This is a genomic window from Proteus columbae (assembly GCF_009914335.1).
Taxonomy (GTDB): Bacteria; Pseudomonadota; Gammaproteobacteria; order Enterobacterales; family Enterobacteriaceae; genus Proteus.
The window spans coordinates 3,950,849-3,971,311 of record NZ_CP043925.1 but is presented as its reverse complement, the minus strand read 5'-3'; the positions used below and the strand labels follow the sequence as shown (position 1 = coordinate 3,971,311).

16 protein-coding genes are annotated in these 20,463 nt (G+C 39.2%); 11 read left to right on the top strand and 5 right to left on the bottom strand.

From position 1 onward, the window contains the following. The first annotated feature begins 10 nt into the window (after nucleotides 1-10). Nucleotides 11-1,381 (top strand): class-II fumarase/aspartase family protein, encoded by a 1,371-nt coding sequence (locus F1325_RS18445; RefSeq protein ID WP_160230894.1) that lies wholly within the window; start codon nucleotides 11-13, stop codon nucleotides 1,379-1,381. A gap of 87 nt (nucleotides 1,382-1,468) precedes the next feature. Here the strand turns inward: F1325_RS18445 and F1325_RS18440 are convergent, their stop codons facing one another. Next, entirely contained in the window at nucleotides 1,469-2,785 is a 1,317-nt protein-coding gene (locus F1325_RS18440; protein WP_109374185.1) for a sodium-dependent transporter, read from the bottom strand. A gap of 619 nt (nucleotides 2,786-3,404) precedes the next feature. Between F1325_RS18440 and fdhF the strand changes: the two genes are divergently transcribed. Further along, nucleotides 3,405-5,573 (top strand): formate dehydrogenase subunit alpha, encoded by a 2,169-nt coding sequence (fdhF, locus tag F1325_RS18435; protein ID WP_109374186.1) that lies wholly within the window; start codon nucleotides 3,405-3,407, stop codon nucleotides 5,571-5,573. Between the two features lie 89 nt (nucleotides 5,574-5,662). Here the strand turns inward: fdhF and fdoI are convergent, their stop codons facing one another. Genes fdoI through fdnG form a run of 3 tightly spaced genes read right to left on the bottom strand, consistent with a single transcriptional unit; the run spans nucleotide 5,663 to nucleotide 10,303 of the window. Beyond that, entirely contained in the window at nucleotides 5,663-6,322 is a 660-nt protein-coding gene (gene fdoI, locus F1325_RS18430; protein WP_109374187.1) for a formate dehydrogenase cytochrome b556 subunit, read from the bottom strand. Beyond that, nucleotides 6,319-7,248, bottom strand: coding sequence for a formate dehydrogenase subunit beta (gene fdxH / locus F1325_RS18425; RefSeq protein WP_109374188.1), 930 nt, complete (start codon nucleotides 7,246-7,248; stop codon nucleotides 6,319-6,321). The genes fdoI and fdxH overlap by 4 nt, the downstream gene beginning before the upstream one ends. A 10-nt stretch (nucleotides 7,249-7,258) precedes the next feature. After that, the gene (gene fdnG / locus F1325_RS18420; RefSeq protein WP_160230812.1) at nucleotides 7,259-10,303 is read right to left on the bottom strand and encodes a formate dehydrogenase-N subunit alpha; all 3,045 of its coding nucleotides are present in this window, start codon (nucleotides 10,301-10,303) and stop codon (nucleotides 7,259-7,261) included. 619 nt (nucleotides 10,304-10,922) lie between these two features. Between fdnG and F1325_RS18415 the strand changes: the two genes are divergently transcribed. The 9 genes from F1325_RS18415 (at nucleotide 10,923) to F1325_RS18375 (ending at nucleotide 19,669) form a co-directional block, all read left to right on the top strand. After that, nucleotides 10,923-12,080 (top strand): N-acetylneuraminate epimerase, encoded by a 1,158-nt coding sequence (locus F1325_RS18415; protein WP_160230811.1) that lies wholly within the window; start codon nucleotides 10,923-10,925, stop codon nucleotides 12,078-12,080. A gap of 80 nt (nucleotides 12,081-12,160) precedes the next feature. Beyond that, a complete protein-coding gene (locus F1325_RS18410) occupies nucleotides 12,161-12,856 on the top strand; it encodes an oligogalacturonate-specific porin KdgM family protein (RefSeq protein ID WP_109373765.1) in 696 nt (231 codons plus the stop codon). 211 nt (nucleotides 12,857-13,067) lie between these two features. Continuing rightward, complete coding sequence (locus F1325_RS18405; protein WP_109373764.1) at nucleotides 13,068-13,766, top strand: N-acetylmannosamine-6-phosphate 2-epimerase; 699 nt, start codon at nucleotides 13,068-13,070, stop codon at nucleotides 13,764-13,766. Continuing rightward, nucleotides 13,763-14,632, top strand: coding sequence for an N-acetylmannosamine kinase (gene nanK, locus F1325_RS18400; protein WP_109373763.1), 870 nt, complete (start codon nucleotides 13,763-13,765; stop codon nucleotides 14,630-14,632). Before F1325_RS18405 ends, nanK begins: the two co-directional genes overlap by 4 nt. A 50-nt stretch (nucleotides 14,633-14,682) precedes the next feature. Further along, nucleotides 14,683-16,173, top strand: coding sequence for a sodium:solute symporter (locus tag F1325_RS18395; RefSeq protein WP_109373762.1), 1,491 nt, complete (start codon nucleotides 14,683-14,685; stop codon nucleotides 16,171-16,173). 13 nt (nucleotides 16,174-16,186) lie between these two features. Then, entirely contained in the window at nucleotides 16,187-16,660 is a 474-nt protein-coding gene (nanQ, locus tag F1325_RS18390) for an N-acetylneuraminate anomerase (protein ID WP_109373761.1), read from the top strand. A 187-nt stretch (nucleotides 16,661-16,847) separates the two neighbouring features. Continuing rightward, nucleotides 16,848-17,735: a MurR/RpiR family transcriptional regulator gene (locus tag F1325_RS18385; RefSeq protein WP_109373760.1), complete on the top strand. Its 888-nt coding sequence runs from the start codon at nucleotides 16,848-16,850 to the stop codon at nucleotides 17,733-17,735. A gap of 172 nt (nucleotides 17,736-17,907) precedes the next feature. Then, on the top strand, nucleotides 17,908-18,798 hold the full coding sequence (locus F1325_RS18380) for a dihydrodipicolinate synthase family protein (RefSeq protein WP_100158564.1): 891 nt from the start codon (nucleotides 17,908-17,910) through the stop codon (nucleotides 18,796-18,798). A gap of 175 nt (nucleotides 18,799-18,973) precedes the next feature. Beyond that, the gene (locus F1325_RS18375) at nucleotides 18,974-19,669 is read left to right on the top strand and encodes a hypothetical protein (protein ID WP_109373759.1); all 696 of its coding nucleotides are present in this window, start codon (nucleotides 18,974-18,976) and stop codon (nucleotides 19,667-19,669) included. A gap of 33 nt (nucleotides 19,670-19,702) precedes the next feature. On the opposite strand, the gene F1325_RS18370 is transcribed toward F1325_RS18375, so the two are convergent. Then, a complete protein-coding gene (locus F1325_RS18370; RefSeq protein WP_196573599.1) occupies nucleotides 19,703-20,209 on the bottom strand; it encodes a hypothetical protein in 507 nt (168 codons plus the stop codon). Between the last annotated feature and the right edge of the window lie 254 nt (nucleotides 20,210-20,463).

Genomic DNA, 20,463 nt, shown 5'->3' with positions numbered 1-20,463 from the left:
AGGATACATGATGAGAGCGTTATACGATTCTAAAAGTAAAACAATCGACGATCGCGGTATAAAAAATCTACTGTCCAATGAAGCGAAATATTCAACTTGGTTGATGTTTGAAGCCATGTTAGCGCAAGCACAAGCTGAATACGGTTTTATTCCACAGTCTGCCGCAGATGAAATTAAAGAAAAGGCGATTATTGAGAATATCGATTTCGAAGAGATGAACCGTATTTATCAAAAAATAGGTCATGGCTTTGTGCCTTTCTTAAAAGTACTGGTGAATGCATGCTCTGAAGAGAGTGGTAAATATGTGCACTACGGCATTACCACTCAAAATATACAGCAAAGTTCACAGCTGTATATGATGAAAACGGTACACAACAAATTTATGTTGTTGTTAAGTGAGATCATCGAAAACTTATCAAATCTCGCTGAAAGAACCAAACATATGGTGATGGCAGGTAGAACACACGGTCGCCATGCTATTCCAATTACTTATGGCTATAAAGTGTCTGTTTGGATCAGTGATTTTATTGATTGCTACCAGCGTATGAAAGAGTGCGAAAAGCGTGTATTCACTATCATGATGGGGGGCGCAGTAGGTGCTTTTAACTCCATGCCTGAAGTGGGGATGAAAGTACAAAAACGCGTTGCAGAATTAGTGGGTATGCAAGCAATGGAAGTGCCATCACGTAACCTAAGTACGCATAAATTAGAGTACATGATGAACTTGGCATTGATGGCAAATATCTGCCATAAAATGGGTGAAGAAGTATATAGCACCACGTTAGAAGAAATTGCTGAGGTTTCTGAAGGATTTACAAAAGGCACTGTGGGTAGTAGCACGATGCCTCATAAAATTAATCCAAAATTAGCCAAAGGAATTATCGCTAACTCACAAAAACTTTACTCATTACCGAATGTGGGCATGTATTCCGCAGTAAGACCATACGAGGGCGATAGCAGCTCTTATATGTTATTCGATGGCTTAATTGAAGAAGCATTAGAATTAACAACAGAAATTTTGCTAAGAACGGAAGAGCTTTCAAGAACCATCGTTCCTCATGAAGAGAGAATGCTACATAACGTGATGAGAAATAAGGGTTTAGATAATACCGAATACGTTATGATGAAAATGGCAGAAAAATTAGGCAAAGATAAAGCGCATTCACTGTTATATGAAGAAGCCATTAAAACGGCGGCAGATGGTGAAGATTTTTACACTAACCTGATGAAGAATGAAACCATTACAGCGGCATTTAATGCAGATGAAATTAAGGCAATGCTTGATCCTCGTTCTTATATCGGTTTATCTGTTGAACTTGCTGAAAAAGAAGCAAAACGTGGGTTAGCGATTTCTCAAGAAATTAAGCAAAGCTATAAATAAGCAGTAAAAGCTATCAAGTATCCATCAATAAATCATTATCAGTTAAGTCGAGAGCCACTCATTTTGAGTGGCTCTTTTTGCTGATGACTAACCAATCAAACCATGCACTAAAATAATCCCGATACAAATTGGCCCAATATAACGCCATACTAATAATAAGCTTTGACGTTTTAATCCTGTGATATTTTCAGGAATAAAAGCATTCGCTCTACGTGACCAACCAAAGATTAAACACATTGCAATACCAAACAGTGGCATCAAAATATTAGAAGTCAGGTAATCCAATAAATCGAAGACTGTTTTGCCCCCCAGCGTCACATCACTCATCGGTCCAAAAGATAATGACACAGGAATACCCATCAACATAATCGATGCGGTTACGACTAACCCTGCACGACGGCGTGTCCACTGAAAACGCATCTGTACATAAGCGACGATATGTTCCAGTAATGAAATTGCAGAAGTTAACGCTGCCATTAATAACAAGACAAAGAACGTCACGGCTAAAATATTGCCACCGGGTAAGTTGGCAAAATAAACTGGCATGGTCATAAAGGTTAAGCCAGGACCCGCATTAGGTTCTAAGCCTGCGGCAGATAATGCAGGGAAAATCATTAATCCGGCAAGTACACACACCATACAAGACAGAATAACCACCCACATACTTGAGTTAGCAATACCTTTATTATCCGCTAAATAAGCACTGTAAGTGATGTGAATACCTAAACCGATAGACAGTGAGAAGAAGGCTAACCCTAACGCATCTAATACGCCTTGAGGGGTTAATTTGCTGAAATCAGGGTATAAAAATAATTTTAAACCTTCAGACGAACCAGGTAAGCTAATACCAACAATAATCAATAAAATCATAATGATAAATAACATTGGCATCATGATTTTAACGGCTTTTTCTAATCCGCGTTGTACACCTGCTAAAACCACAAAACAGGTTAATCCAGCAAAAGTAAGGTGAGCCAAAATAGGCCATAAAGGATCACTAATAAAGCGGGTAAAAATACCCGTTAATTCAGCGCTATCTGTAATATTCAACTGACCTGTTGCCGCCATAACGGTATAGCCAATTGTCCAACCACCGACAACACTATAGAAGCTATAAATACACCATGAACTGAATACACCAATAACGCCAATGATGACCCAATTGCGCCCCATCATTTTCTTAAATGCATTAACTGCTTCGGCGTGTGTGCTACTGCCTAATATATTTTCAGCCAGTAATACCGCAAGCCCGATAATAAAACTAAATAATAAGAAGACGATTAAGAATGCACCACCACCATTATTGGCAGCGACATAAGAAAACTTCCAGATTGCGCCAATACCGATTGCAGAGCCTGCGGCTGCTAAGATATGGCCGACTCGTGATGTCCATTGCTGGCTCATTTTGCCTCCGATTTAATTATTTTAGTGATGGAGGTAGCTGGCAAACAACGAATTGCAGATAAGACGTTGTAATTCATAACCTTTGTGGTGAAACTAAACATCATAGAACTCCCCTAAAAAAAATCAGTTCCACCAGTAGGTTACAAACAAAAAAACCACCTTACTGGTGGCTTTTGCAAAAGATGAATAAGCGCGGCCACCTAACGAAGTAGTAGTAGGTTTAGGCCTAAAAGTCGGTTATTAGTGTTCATGTTCATCTTTTTGCTCTTTATTGAAATGGATATCATCGCAATGCAATATGAAATATTGTTTTTCAAAATGCGTATTTGTTATTTATATCATAAATTCAAACTAAATAAATAAAATTTATTAGAATTCAGTGTTAATTTTTATTTTTAAATGTTTTTCTGATGCCAATGGCTAAATATCGTAATAAGTTATGGAATTAACCTTCTTTGTGTAAGGTGAACATCGGCAAAAATGTCGAAACGGTTATTAAACATTATTTTGTTTTTTTATATCTTATTGATTATATTTAAAAAATTAATTGGCATAATTCCTGCTTAGTTGAAAGTTCTTTATGACTCTTTTACTCCCTAGTTAGGGGAAAGGATATCAAATGAACAAAATCAACTCCGTCTGTCCTTATTGTGGCGCTGGCTGCAAAATCAATCTCTGTGTCGAAAATGGTCGCATAATCAAAGCCGAAGGTGCTAATGGTGTCACCAATCAAGGCGAACTTTGCTTAAAAGGGCTATATGGTTGGGATTTCCTTAATGACAACAAATTGCTGACAGCCAGAATTCATGAGCCGATGATCCGCCGACAAAAAGGGGCTGGTTTTGAAATTGTGAGTTGGAATGAAGCTATTCAATTTACGGCAAAAAAATTACTGGAAATAAAAGAAAAATACGGTGCGAAATCCATCATGTGTACGGGATCTTCTCGTGGTACAGGGAATGAAACCAACTTTGTGATGCAGAAATTTGTGCGTGCAGTATTAGGTAATAATAATGTCGATTGTTGTGCGCGTGTTTGCCATGGACCTTCTGTTGCCGGTTTGCAAGAAACATTAGGTAATGGTGCCATGAGCAACTCTATTGCGGATATTGAAGACTCAGATTGCTTATTAGTGTTTGGCTATAACTGTGCAGATTCTCATCCTATTGTGGCGCGTCGTGTGGTTAAAGCGAAACAAAAGGGTGCCAAAATTATCGTTTGTGATCCTCGTAAAATCGAAACCGCTAAAATTGCTAACCAATATTTACCATTAAAAAATGGTACTAATATGGCGTTAGTCAATGCCTTCGCATACACGCTAATTGATGAAGATCTTTATGATAAAGACTATGTGAGCCAATACACAGAAGGCTTTGAAGAATATAAAAAACAACTCGCAGACTATAGCCCTGAAGCTGTGCAAGATATTGTAGGCATTCCTGCTATTGAAATTCGTAAAGCAATGCGCACTTATGCGGGCGCTAAAACGGCCACTATTATGTGGGGAATGGGCGTCACACAGTTTGGCCAAGCGGTTGATGTGGTAAAAGGGTTATCAGGTCTTGCTTTATTAACAGGAAATTTAGGTAAACCGCATGTGGGTGTTGCACCCGTTCGTGGGCAAAATAATGTTCAAGGTGCCTGTGATATGGGCGTTTTACCGAATATGTTTCCGGGATACCAGTATGTCACTGACGAAGAAACCCGTAAAAAATTTGCACAAGCATGGAATATTCCTGTTGAACAACTCGATCCAGATGTGGGATATCGCATTACCGAAGTCCCTCATTTAGCCATTGAAGGTAAGGTGAAAGCCTATTACATCATGGGTGAAGATCCACTCCAAACAGAGGCAGATTTAGGCTTAGTGAGAAAGGGCTTTGAAGCGCTCGATTTTGTGGTAGTTCAAGATATCTTTATGACCAAAACAGCAGAGCAAGCGGATGTGATTTTACCATCAACTAGCTGGGGTGAACATGCGGGGATCTTTACGTGTGCCGATAGAGGCTTCCAACGTTTTGAAAAAGCCATTGAACCTAAGGGCAATGTAAAACGAGATTGGGAGATCATCAGTTTACTCGCCACTGAAATGGGCTATCCGATGTCTTATGAAAATAACGAAGAGATCTGGAATGAAGTTAGAGCATTATGCCCACTGTTTTTTGGTGTCACTTATGAAAAATTGGCAGGCTTAGCGCATATTCAATGGCCTTGTACCGATATTGAAGATAAGGGAACGCCTTATTTGTATTCTGGTAACCACTTCACCACACCATCAGGTAAAGGTAAGTTATTTGCGACACCGTGGCGCGCACCAGCTGAATTACCTGATGCGGATTATCCGATGATCCTATCAACCGTGCGTGAAGTTGGGCATTACTCATGTCGCTCCATGACAGGTAACTGTAAAGCATTGGCATCATTAGCCGATGAACCGGGTTATGTTCAAGTTCACCCAGAAATTGCTAAAGAGGCTGGGATCCGTGATCAGGAAATTGTCTGGGTTGAATCTCGCCGCGGTAAAGTGATGTCTCGCTGTAATGTGAATGAGACAATCAACAAGCAAGCGATTTATATGACTTATCAATGGTGGATAGGGGCATGTAATGAACTGACTCAAGATAATCTTGATCCTGTTTCAAAAACCCCTGAAACCAAATATTGTGCGGCTAAAGTGATTAAAATTGATGATCAAAAATGGGCAGAAAGCCAAGTTTCTCAACATTATCACACCATGAGAAGCCGTTTAATTAACTTAGTAGAGCAAGCAAAGACAGTGACGCATTAATAAGTTGAACGTATATTAACAATAGAAATGGAGGCCATTAAGCCTCCATTTTTTTCTCACATTTATGTTATAGAAATAAAAGCAGTTTATTATTTTTGGTTTAATTGGCTTTCAGCTTCTTTTTTTTCTTCTTCTAAAATCTCACGATACCAACGCGGGTGATGTTTTTTCGCCCAACCACGCGTTACCCAGCCTTCAATCATGCTACGAATTGAACCTTTTACCCAAAACGCGGCGTAAGCATGAACAATCACCGTAATGATCAGTAAGATGGCGGACAGTGAGTGAGCCAGCAAAGCAATGCGAATAACAGGAATAGAGAAATAATCGGCAAAATAAGGTCGCCAAATAATTATCCCACTAATGGTCAAAACAATAAGGCTGAGACTTAAAGTCCAATAAATTCCTTTTTGACCTAAGTTGTAATGCCCAATATCGCCGGCTTCTTCATTTTGCAGCACTTTATGGATATTTTTTGCCCACACTAAATCATCTTTATCAACAGCGTTATACTTGAAGTATCTAAAAAACATAAAGATAAAGAAAAACACCATCGCAACACCCGTAAATGGATGCAGTAAACGCGAAAGTTGCGGTGTACCTAAAATATTCATAAACCAATTTAGAGATGGGAAGAAAAAGCCCAGCCCACTAAAGGCGGTAAAGACAAAGAAAATCGCCACAACCCAGTGATTGATTCGCTCTGAGGCCGTATGACGAAGGATTTTATCACTCTTCTTCTTCATTATTTCTGCTCCTCTTTGTTCACTGAATTTTGTGATGCTTCCATCTCTTTTTGTGCCTCTTCTTCATCTTCTTCGGTAGTGTGGTTAGGACCAATACCTAAATAATGGAATATTGCCCCCGCAAAGGTGGCAGCAAAACCCACCGCGGCTAATGGCTTCCAAATGCCTTTCCAGAATTTCACTGTTGAGCTAATTTCTGGGTTTTCTGGTAAGCCATGATACAAGTTAGGTCTATCCGCATGATGAAGGACATACATGACGTGCGTACCGCCAACACCTTGAGGATCGTATAAACCCGCTTTGTCATAACCTCGTGTATTGAGTTCAGCAACACGTTCATTTGCAAGATGCGTCATTGCCTCTTTAGAGCCAAAATGAATGGCACCAGTAGGACAGGTTTTTACACAAGCAGGCTCTTGACCGACTTCAACACGATCAACACAAAGTGTGCATTTGTAAGCGCGATTATCTTCTTCATTAATACGAGGGACATCGAAAGGGCAACCCGCAATACAGTAGCCACAACCAATACAGTGTTCTGATTGGAAATCGACAATACCGTTAGCGTATTGCACAATAGCTCCTTCCGATGGGCATGCTTTTAAACAGCCCGGATCAGCACAGTGCATACAGCCATCTTTACGAATTAACCATTCCAGCTTGCCATTTTCTTCTACTTCAGAAAAACGCATCACTGTCCACGACTTAGCCGTTAAATCCATTGGGTTATCGTAAACACCAACGTTAAGACCAACTTTATCGCGAATGTCGTTCCATTCAGAACAGGCAACCTGACAGGCTTTACAGCCAATACACGTTGTCACATCGATAAGTTTTGCCACCTCTTCCTTAAAGTCACGTACCTGAGGTGCTGGCGTCAGGGAATTGGTTGCAGAACGACGAATAATATCTTGAGATTGTAATGACATCAGTTTCCCCTTATGCCTTTTCGATATTAACTAAAAACGCTTTATATTCAGGTGTGAATGAGTTTGCATCACCCACAGATGGCGTTAATGTATTGGCAAGGAAACCTTTGCGAGTCGCGCCCTCAAAGCCCCAGTGACAAGGAATACCGATAGTATCGACAACTTTGCCATTAATCGTCAGCGGTCTAATACGCTTAGTAACAACGGCTTTGGCTTTGATATAGCCTCGTTTAGCACTGACTTTAACTTCATCACCTGCCACAATGCCTTTACGAGAAGCAAGATGCTCGCCAATTTCGATAAACTGATCAGGCTGTGCAATGGCATTGATTAATGAATGTTTTGTCCAATGACGGAATAATTCAGTAATCGAATAGGTTGTAGCGACATAAGGGAATTCATCAGCTTTACCTAAATGTTCTGCATCATAACTGTATAAACGCGCGACAGGGTTACGAGAGACGTTCGGGTGCAGAATATTCTCTTCTGTTGGTGATTCAAACGGCTCGTAGAATTCAGGGAATGGGCCATCTGCCATTTTATCAACAGCAAATAAGCGTCCCATACCTTCGGGTTGCATAATGAATGGACCTACACCGCTATTTGGTGCTGCATTGTTATAGTCTGGTACGTCAGGACCAACCCATTGATTGCCATTCCATTTGATCAATTGGCGTTTTTCATCCCACGGTTGACCTTGTGGATCAACAGATGCGCGGTTATATAACACACGACGGTTTTGCGGCCATGCAAATGCCCAACCTGGTGTACAGCCTAAGCCTGAAGGATCGGCATTATCGCGGTTCGCCATTTGGTTGCCTTTTTCAGTCCAGCAACCAGAATAGACCCAACAGAAACTGGCGGTTGAACCGTCGGATTTAAGCTGGTGGAAACCGTCAAGTTGTTGTCCTTTTTTAAACAACAATTTGCCTGCATCATCGTAAATATCACGCATTGCTTGACCATTCGCTTCTTTCGCCACTTCTTCAGGCTGTGGATCGTAAGGGTCAACGTAATTCCAAGACAGGTTCATTACAGGCTCTGGGAAAACACCGCCTTCTTCACGATAAAGCTCGCGCAGACGCATTAACAAATGCCCTAAAATTTTGCCATCATGCCATGCTTGTGCAGGTGGTTTAGCGCCAGACCAGTGCCATTGTAACCAGCGACCTGAGTTTGCAATCGAGCCATTTTCTTCCGCAAAACACGATGAAGGTAAACGGAAAATTTCAGTTTGAATATCTTTTGGTGAGACTTCATTCATCTCGCCGTGGTTTTGCCAAAAATTAGAGGATTCAGTCACTAACGGATCAATGACAACCATATATTTCAGCTTAGCTAATGCGGCACTGCATTTATTTTTATCCGCAAATGCAGCTAATGGATTAAAACCTTGAACGATATAACCATTCATTTTGCCATCGATCATCAACTGGGTTTGAGCCATGATATCGTAGCTTTTATCCCATTTTGGTAACCAGTGATAACCCCACTCATTACTTTCTGTCGCGCTATCTCCCCAGAAGCTTTTTAGTAAACTAATAAAGAAATCAGGGGTTCTTTTCCAGTAATTAACTTGGTCTGCAACAACCGTTTTTGGTGTTACTTGGGATAAGTAAGTCTCTAATGAAGTCTGCTTTTCATTAGGCAGAGGCATATAACCTGGTAGGTTTAATGATAATAAACCCAGATCGCTATAGCCTTGGATATTAGAGTGCCCACGTAACGCATTGACGCCACCACCCGGCATACCCACGTTACCGAGTAATAACTGGATCATACCTGCTGCACGAATAGTTTGTGCACCGCCAGTATGGTGAGTCCAACCTAGGGCATAAAGAATGGTAGAGGTTCTGTCTTTTACGCTGGTAGACGCAAGTGCTTCACAGATATAAACAAAGTCTTCTAATGGTGTACCACAAAGCGTGGTGACAATTTCAGGGGTATAACGTGAGACGTGCTGTTTTAAAAGATCCCACACACAACGAGGATGTTGCAGCGAATCATCTCTTAATGCCAAGCCATTTTCATCGAGTTCATAATGCCATGAGGTTTTATCATAGCTTTGGTTTTCTTTATCAAAGCCACTGAAAAGACCGTCATCAAAGCTGTAATCTTCACGTACAATGAGAGGTGCATTCGTATAGGCTTTGACATATTCATGCTGAATTTTATTGTGTTTAATTAGGTAATTAATTACACCTAATAAAAAGGCGGTATCAGAGCCAGCACGAATAGGGGAATAGAGATCGGCAACCGCAGCACTACGGTTAAAACGGGGATCGACAACGATAACCTTCGCATTATTCTTAATTTTAGCTTCGATAACCCATTTAAAACCCACAGGATGTGCTTCAGCAGGGTTACCGCCCATGATCAGCACAACGTTAGCATTTTTAATATCAACCCAGTTATTGGTCATTGCACCACGACCAAAGGTTGGTGCTAATGCGGCGACTGTTGGCGCATGGCAAAGTCTTGCCTGACAATCGATAGCAATCATGCCTAATGAGCGAGAAAATTTATTATCTAAAATACCTGTTTCATTACTGGCGGCAGATGAACAAAGCATACCGGTTGTTAGCCAACGGTTAACTTCTTGCCCTTTTTCATTATGGGTGACAAAGTTTTCATCACGGTCTTTTTTCATTAAACGGGCAATTTTATCAATCGCTTCATTCCATGAGATGCGTTCCCACTTATCAGAGCCAGGTCTACGATATTCAGGATATTTCAGGCGATTTTCACTATGGATATAATCAACAAGACCTGCTCCTTTCGGACATAAAGAGCCACGGCTAACAGGATGATCAGGGTCACCTTCAATGTGATAAATACTTTTATCCACATTTTTCGCGCCATCCCCAAGGCTATACATCAAAATACCGCAACCCACAGAGCAATAAGTACAGTTATTACGGGTTTCAACGGAACGTAACAGTTTATATTGGCGAGAGCTTGCCGCAACTTCTGGCGAAAAACCAAGTAATGCAGCAGAAGTGCCAGCCATACCGCCAGCACAGATCTTAAAGAACGACCTCCGACTGATTTGCATCAGAGTCTCCTTGTTAATTGATAAATAACACCCGTACCGGGCGTTTAAAAAACGTCCAGTAAAGATACGATTTCATTTTTCAATCATTCAAGACAGACCTGAGTATCGTTTTGTGAACTCAATGTGATGAACTACTACTTAAAATGACGTTGGTGATTATAACGAGGAAAAAAAATAAATCCATACTAACAATGCGGATACAAATTATATTAAAAAATAACAATTTAGTTTAATTTCCATCATGTTAAATAACTAATTTTTCAATTAGCCCACAAGGTGAAAATGGGTATTAAATCGATTAAAAAGGCTCTTGAAATAAAACTCCATTTTTATCTCTTTTATAAAAAATTTTACTGTAAAAGAAGTAACATTATATTCTGCATAAAATCTCAACAATAAATTATTGTGACTATCTTTTATTCCAATATCAGATTTTTATTCTTAAATTTGATTTAAGGAAAGTTATAAAAATATAAGGCTAAAAAATAGACATTTTGATCGTCTTCACAATTCAGAAAAGATCGATTTGAAGTTTAACTCCGAAAATAATTATATATTGGAGTGATCTTCAATATACAAAAAACACCCTACTTGATGACAATAATAAGAGCTAATAAGTATGAACAGAATAAAGAAAATATCTTACGCCTGTCTCTCTGTAATGCTAGTGTCAGCAATATTCACCTCTACTAGCTTTGCAGAAAAACTTCCTAACTTACCTGTCACATTTAAAAGTGGGGCAGGAACAATCAACAAAAATGTTATTTATATTGGTTTAGGCACAGCAGGAAAATCTTGGTATAAGCTTGATCTTAATAATCAAACAAAACAATGGGAAAAAATAGCAGACTTTCCTGGTACACAAAGAGATCAGGCCATTGCACTAGCATTAAATAACGATATTTATGTATTTGGTGGTGCGGGAAAAGAAAATAAAGAGAGTGAAACTATTAGTGCACTCACAGAAGTTTATCGTTATTTACCTAAAGAAAATAAATGGGAAAAAGTGAATACGCGGGCGCCTTACGGATTAGTTGGGCATGCTGGTATTAATATTAACAACCATGAAGCTATTATTCTTGGTGGTGTTAATCAACAAATTTTTGATGGTTACTTTGTTGATTTAAACCGTACCAAAGAGAATGGATCTGAAAATAAAAAAGTCATCAGTGATTATTTTAATAAACCTGCGGAAGGTTACTTCTTTAATCGAAATATAATGGAATATAACGCTGAAAGTAATCAATGGCGATTATTAGGTGTTATGCCATTTAATGGAACGGCGGGTTCGGCATTAGCTTATGATGGTAATAAAATCACCTTAATAAATGGTGAAATAAAACCGGGATTACGAACCAGTGAAGTGCAAATAGCGATATTTAAAAACAATCAATTACAATGGAACACGGTAGCACAAAAGCTACCAAATCCTACACCTGATCAGCAACAAGACGGCTTAGCAGGTGCATTTGCGGGTTACAGCATGCACACCTTGCTGGTTGCTGGAGGGGCAAATTTTCCGGGTTCTCAGGCAAACTATGCACAGCAACATTATTTTGCGCATCAAGGACTAGAAAAAACGTGGCATAAAGAAATTTATGGCTTTATTAATAATCAATGGAAAGTCATTGGCGAATTACCTCTTCCTCTTGGCTATGGTGTCACTATCTCACATGATAATTCACTTTATTTAATTGGAGGTGAAACAAATAAAGGTGAAGCTGTTAATTCAGTTATTACTTTAACGATGAAAGATAAACAATTAATTATTGAATAATCTCTCCCTACATATAAATTAAAATAACCCATTAAGGCCCCTGATTTATTCAGGGAGTCTTACCTATTTAGGTAAATATTATGGCAAATAAAAAGAAAAAACTTTTATTGGCATGCTGTACTTTATTAATGTCATCTCAATTATATGCGACTACATTAGACTTCCGTCATGAATATGCAGATTCGACACGAATTAATAAAGATAGAATTGCATTTATTCATTCTTTTTCAAATGGCATTGGTTTTTATATTGATGCGAGTGTCAAATCAGGTGGTGTTGATGGTGAAAAAGATAAATTATTTAGTGATGTTGTTAATAATGCCATTGAAATGGGATTAAGCTACAATCATAAATTAAATAATAATGTCACATTACAGCCCGGTCTTATTTTCGAAACAGTTACCGATACTTCTATATATAAACCTTATTTAAAAGCACAATATAATTTTGATAGTGGTTTATATATTGCAGGGCGTTATCGTTTTGATTATGCCCGTAAAACAAAACAAGGTGTTGATGACGAAAAGACAAATCGTTTTGATGGTTTTATTGGTTATAAATATAACAAATTTAAAGTGGAATATGACTACACGCAAATGTATAGCGATGCCATAAAATACGATAATAAAAAACGTAATTATGAGCATAACGTCGCTTTCTCTTATCAAATCAACAGTACATTCACGCCTTATATTGAAATTGGCAACATGGCAGTAAGCCCACTTAGTGATGCTCGTCAGACGCGTTATCGTGTTGGGTTGCAGTTCCATTTCTGATTTTACTTAATGAAAACAAAGTAAAAAAACAGGAAGAGTGGTGGAGACATCATTCTTCCTTTTTATTTTGTTTATTTATCAGTTGGTTATATGGCTGTGGTTATTGTTTGATCTTCTTCACAAATTGTTATTTTTTTGATTGAGAAATTAAACTCCGTAAAATATTATAATTTGGAGTTGTATTTCAAAAGAAGAGAACAGTGAGTTCAAAATGGCGCTAATTGAAAAAATGACTAAGGATATTCAGCAAAAGGGCGGATTAATCGTGTCTTGCCAGCCCGTTGATAATAGTCCAATGGATAAGCCCGAAATTGTCGCTGCTATGGCTCAAGCCGCAGTAAATGCAGGTGCAATCGCAGTACGTATTGAGGGAATTGATAATTTAAAAGCAACGCGTCCTCTTATTGATGTGCCGATTATTGGCATTGTGAAGCGTGATTTGCCTGATAGTCCTGTAAGGATCACACCGTGGCTCAGTGATATTGAAGAATTAGCCACCGCAGGTGCAGATATTATTGCTTTTGATGGTACTGATCGTGTGCGTCCTGTACCCGTGAAAACGTTATTAGCTCATATTCATCGTTTAGGAAAATTGGCGATGGCGGATTGCGCCACCTTTGACGAAGGCATGTATTGCCAAGAGTTGGGCACTGAATTTATTGGTTCAACGATGTCGGGCTATACCGGTGGCGAAATACCAAAGCTGCCTGATTTACAGCTGGTCACTGCATTGGCTGAAAAAGGATGCCGAGTGATTGCTGAAGGGCGTTATAACACACCGATGATGGCAGCAAGAGGTATGCACGCGGGTGCTTGGGCTGTCACTGTAGGCTCTGCATTAACACGTCTTGAGCATGTCTGTGATTGGTTCACTCAAGCATTAAAGTGGCAGCAGGAGTTAGATAAATGAATACATTAGCCATTGATATTGGAGGAACAAAAATTTCGGCAGCATTAATTAGCCGAGATAACCAATTGACACAACATACGCAGATCACCACACCCGCAAGTGCATCACCAACACAACTTTATGAAGCACTCGTTGCTATTACGACACCACTAAAAAACCATGCTGATAGTGTTGCCGTTGCATCAACAGGCATTATTTGTAATGGCATTTTAACGGCTCTGAATCCAGATAATTTAGGCGGATTAAAGGATTTTCCTTTAAAAGAAACGTTATCTGCGATCACGGGGTTGCCATGTTGGTTACTGAATGATGCTCAAGCTGCAACATGGGCTGAATATGATTATCGTCGAGAAACTATTTCTGATATGGCGTTTATCACTGTATCGACAGGTGTTGGCGGTGGCGTTATTCAACAAGGACAACTTTTTACAGGGAAACGAGGTATTGCAGGCCATTTAGGTCACACCTTAGCAGATCCTCATGGCCCACGTTGTGGCTGTGGTCGCTATGGTTGCGTTGAAGCTATCGCTTCAGGTCGTGCGATTGCCGCACAGGCAACTGGAGAGCTTGCAGGAAAAGATGCTAAAGCGATTTTTGCTGCCTTTCATCAGGGAAATTCACAAGCAAAATCAATTATTGAGCACTCAGCAAACACAATTGCAAATTTGGTGACAGATATCAAAGCAACAACCGATGCCGATTGTGTCGTTCTTGGCGGTAGTGTTGGGCTAGCGAAAGGGTATATAGAACTCGTTCAAGCAGCCATGACACAACAGCCATTAGCATTACAAGTGCCGATATTATCGGCTCACTACCATCATGATGCCGGGCTCTGGGGCGCTGTCCTGTGGGCTAGAGAGCAATAAAAAACTGTCGTAAAACTTACCTTTTACCCTACATATGGCAGGACTAAAAAATGCAATTACATGATTTTGGTTTCATTAATTATGCAGTGCTGTTTGGTTATTTAGCAGCAATGCTACTCGTTGGTGTTTATTTCTCTAAACGTCAAAAAACCGCGGATGATTATTTCCGTGGCGGAGGTCGCGTTCCAGGTTGGGCTGCGGGTGTTTCCGTCTTTGCAACCACATTAAGCTCGATTACGTTTATGTCTATTCCTGCAAAGGCTTATACCTCAGACTGGACTTTCATTATTGGGCAATATTTAGCTATCGCTATTTTGCCATTAGTCTTTTATTTCTATATTCCGTTTTTTAGAAAATTAAAAATCACCTCGGCTTATGAATATTTAGAAGCGCGTTTTGATATACGCAGCCGTTTATTTGCCAGCCTTTCATTTATGTTATTCCATATTGGTCGAGTGGCAATTATTACTTATTTAACTGTACTTGCTTTGCGTCCTTTTATGGGTATCGATCCCGTAGTATTAATTGTGCTGATTAGCTTGCTATGTATTGTTTATACTTGGATGGGTGGCATTGAAGGCGTTATTTGGACTGACGTTATTCAAGGGTTATTACTATCAGGTGGCGCAGTGCTTATCTTTATTATGATCTGCTTTAAAGTTGATGGCGGAATTAGTGAAATTTTCACAGCAACATCACAGGCAGATAAATTCTTCCCTGCGACACAATTACGTTGGAGTTGGACTGATAGCACCATTCCTGTTTTGATGATCGGATTTTTATTCGCGAACATTCAGCAATTTACCGCAAGTCAGGATGTCGTACAGCGTTATATTGTGACGGATTCCATTGAAGAAACTAAGCGTACATTGATAACAAACGCTAAATTAGTTGCCATTATTCCTATTTTCTTCTTCGCTATCGGCTCGGCCTTGTTTGTGTATTACAAACAGAATCCTAGCTTCTTACCTGAAGGCTTTAATACAGGTGGTATTCTCCCTCTATTTATTGTGACCGAAATGCCAGTCGGTATTGCTGGATTAATTATTGCGGCTATTTTTGCTGCGGCTCAATCGAGTATTTCGAGTAGCTTAAACAGTATCTCAAGCTGTTTTAACTCTGATATTTACACACGTTTAAGTAAATCTGAACGCCGTGCTGAACAAAAAATGAAAGTCGCGAGATTAGTGATTATCGTAGCGGGTGTATTCAGCAGCCTTGCAGCCATTTGGTTAGTTTTATCTGATGAGTCTGAAATTTGGGATGCTTTTAACAGCCTGATTGGTTTAATGGGTGGCCCAATGACAGGTCTGTTTATGCTGGGTATTTTTGTTAAACGTGCCAATGCAGGCAGTGCCGTAGTGGGTATTATCGTCAGTATTATTGCGGTATTAGCAGCTCGTTATGGCAGTGATCTTAACTTCTTTTTCTACGGAGTGATTGGTGCAATGTCTGTGGTAATAGCAGGAACAATCACAGCGCCTCTTTTCGCCTCAGCAAAACAAATTTCATTAGATGACAATGAAACATCAGGGAATTAATAGGGGATAACCTATGTTATTTGGACACATATCAGATTTGGCTTTGATGCCAGAAATGAATTCAGCACTGCGTAACGCGATGGAAAAAGCACTCGCACTTGATCCTGCATCTCTCGCACCGGGTAGTTATAAAATTGACGGTGAAACGTTGTTTATGAATGTGATGACGTTTGACACGCAGCCTCGTGAGCAAAAACGTGCAGAGTTACATCAGCGTTATATTGATATTCAGATATTGCTATCTGGTGAGGAAATTATTGATTTTGGTATACAAGGCTCAGCTCAAGATGCGACACCTTATAATGAAGCTGATGATTATCAACTAACCGATACAATAATAGGTCAACAGACCTTAACGCTTACACCAAGCATGTTTGCTGTTTTTATGCCTTATGAACCTCATAAACCGGGAATTTCGGCTGAAAAGGGTGCAAATACACTGAAGAAAGTGGTCGTTAAGTTGGATGTCGCCACATTGACTGACTAAAAATTACTGTTTTTATTAAGCGCTTTATTTCTGATGTATCAGTAAGTTGTATTCTGATGACATAAGGAATAAAGCGTTTTTTATTATCATATTATTGTATGAGCAAGGCTTTTTTTAACCTGTTGGAATTGGTACTCTTGTTAGCAGAATTTTTTCCGTGTATCTTCTGCAACCAAGGATAATCTCCATGACAGAACAGGCAACGACCCGATTAAAGCCGGGTAAAATACTTGATACGCTAGGCGCAATGAAAAATAGTCTAACGCGAGTATCACAGCGTATTGCAGACTATATCCTGTTCCATCCTACAGAAGTTACTCAGCTCTCTATTGCTCAACTTTCACAAGCGACAAAAGCGGGTGAAGCGACGGTTGTGCGTTTTTGTCGTACTTTGGGTTATAAAGGGTTTCAAGATTTTAAAATGGATTTGGCGATTGAAATGGCGACCTCTGATAATGAAGAGTCACCTATTCTTGATGCAGAAGTCACTCATCAAGACGATATCCATACCATTGGTTTAAAACTTCAAGCAACGATTAATAACGTACTATCAGAGACATTGAATCTGCTCGATATGAAGCAAGTTCAAGGCGCTGTAGATGCTTTATTGTCAGCAAATTATATTTTTATCTGTGGTGTTGGTTCTTCAGGTATAACGGCGGAAGATCTAAAAAATAAATTAATGCGAATTGGTTATCGTGTTGATGCGGTGACAAATAACCATTTTATGTATATGCAAGCCTCGTTATTAAAACCGGGTGATGTTGCTATTGGTATTAGCCACTCAGGTAATTCACCAGAAACGGTTCATTCCCTTAAATTGGCAAAAGAAGCGGGAGCCCATACCATTGCACTGACTCATAATTTGGGTTCACAGATTATGGAACATGCGGACTACCATTTGATTAATGGTAATCGACAAGGGAAATTGCAAGGCGACTCTATTGGCACAAAAACAGCACAACTCTTTGTGTTGGATCTCCTCTATACCTTGTTAGTTCAAGCTCAACCAGAAATGGTCAAGGAGCAAAAACTACGAACACTGAATGCGTTAAAACAGACTCATTCCGCGTAAGCTCATTTCTGCATTGTGTGATTTTTTGCGAAAATTGGCGAAAGATCACACTTTCATTTTTCTCTTCCTTTAACGCTCATTTCGTTATTGCGTTCTGAAGTGTAGCTCTCTAATATAGAGTCAAACTCCATAAATTAAACAATAAAGAAATTAACCTCCAAAGGAAGTGATCATGAACAAACTCTCTGGACTGATTGCCGCGCCTCATACCCCATTTGCGACTGACGGTAGCGTTAATTATCCTGTCATTGATGAGATAGCAAAACATCTTATAGCAAGCGGTGTGACGGGTGCTTATGTATTAGGAACAACGGGTGAAGGTATTCATTGCTCTGTTGAAGAACGTAAGAAGGTAGCTGAACGCTGGGTTGATGCCAGTCAGGGTAAACTAGACCTTATTATTCACACGGGTGCATTAAGCATTGCGGATACACTAGAACTTGCTCGCCATGCTGAGACATTAGATATCAAAGCAACATCAGTGATTGGTCCTTGTTTCTTTAAGCCAGGCAATGTTGATGATTTGGTTGAATATTGCCGTTTAGCCGCCGCCAGTGCGCCATCAAAAGGTTTTTATTATTATCATTCCACGATGTCAGGCTTAAGCATTGATATGGAAAAATTCTTACAAGCTGCGGGTAAAGCTATCCCAAATCTATCAGGTATGAAATTTAACTCTCCTGATATGTATGAATTCCAGCGTTGCTTACGTGTAGATGGTGGAAAATATGACATCCCATTTGGGGTTGATGAATTTATTCCTGCTGGATTAGCCTGCGGTGCATTAAGTGCAGTCGGCAGTACTTATAACTATGCAGCTCCCTTATACCTTGAAATTATTGAAAAATTCAAAGCGGGTGATCATGAAGGTGTGACCGCTTGCATGGATAAAGTGATTGCGATTATTCGTGTGTTAGTCGAATACGGCGGCGTTGCGGCAGGAAAAGTGGCAATGCAACTGCATGGTATTGATGTGGGCTCTCCTCGTCGACCATTACGTCCAATGACCGCAGAGCAAACAGCAGATGCTCTCGCGAAGTTTAAAGCTGCTAATTTTCTGTAATTGATTTGATTTTGATTGAGTATTTATAGATAGCCCATTTTTAACATCTCCCCCATTGATGTGACAGTGGCTTTTAGATGAAAGCCACTTTTTATTATTCACTCTGCAACTTGATTTTAAATTTCACTCCAACCAAAGTAATAGCAATAATTATATTTTTTACTTAGGTGCATTTATGGCATGCGAATTCCTGACACAAGCAACACTCAAAAAATTGTCAACAGGTGAAATTTGGCAACGACAAATCAATGATGAAAGTATTTTTGATGTCAGCTTAAATGCGGGGCAATTAATGATTTGTCAGCCTGAAATTGAGGAAAGCTTTATTTCCTTTAGCCAGAAGCTAATGGCTTATTGTGAACCGCTTGCACTTAAGTTTCCATTTATTGAATTTGTTCAGCCACAAGAATTTCATTCCACATTATTAACGATTTTTAATCAACAAAATGAACAGTTTAAACTGCAACGACCCGTATTATTGGCGTGGTGCCATGAGATTGCCCAAATCTTTAATCAAACAAAACGAATTGAAATTTCATTTAATAACGTTGTACTAACGTCTAATGGTAGTGTGATATTAACGGGCGTTTCAAAGGAATTAGAACAATTTAGACAAAAGGTTTATCAGCAGATCCCCATTGATAACACTCTTCATAAAAATATTATTCATATCACGCTTGGGCGATTATGTGAAAATACGTCATCAGCAGAAATGAAGACGCTTTATGATGAGTTAGAACTGAGCCGATCATCATTAATGTTCTATGATATTAATACCTCTATCGTTATTCGACATCCAAAATTTGTGGTGAGTAAAGGTTCTCTTTCATCTGAAGTGATGATGGGAACTACTTCAGAATTTAATCAGTAACTATACTTAATAATTTCAATTGTTTATGTGTGTTTATTGAGCAATGAAAAAAATATTGTCACAATCAGAATTGACAGTGAAACTGAGGTCAGAATTACTTGGCATAATTTTAAGTATGCTAACATCATCGCGATTTAATCCTTTACTTTTTGCTCTTTCATCAGGCCAGACAGGGATTAATTCCCCCGAACTAAATAGCTTGTCATTTAGCATAGGAGCTGAGAATGAGGTGGCAATTCCTCGTGTTAATTCGCCCATTCTGGCGGGGAATACATATTTTATTCCGTATATAATAAATTCAAGTAAGGATTTCTTATTCGTTTTTGGCACACCATATTTACGATCTTTCTTGGCTAGACCAATATCAGTACATCGTTTAATAGTAATGCTCCCTTGTTGCTTCAATACTTCTCCTTCTGGCATGTTCCTACTTTGCCATAACTCAGGCTGTGAGCTTAAGTTTTTAATTCCATTTAATTGATTTTCATGGTGTTGCAGTGATATTAGTTTTAGCAATAATAAAATATCTCGGCTTTTCATCTTTCCTCCTATTAATGCGTCCCTTGTCCCTGGGCTAGGGACAGTATTATCTTTTTAAAATAAATAAAGTAATTGAAATTTCAGATTGAGTTGTGTTGGAAGCTGTTCAGTATGCTCATCGTGAGTTTGTGAAGGTCAATATTAATTAACGAGTACAACTGATAAAAAATAATATTTTCAGTGTATTCGGGCATAAAATAACAAATCATTCCCTTTGTGACTAAAGCGATATGGTTAATTGGTATATAATCCGG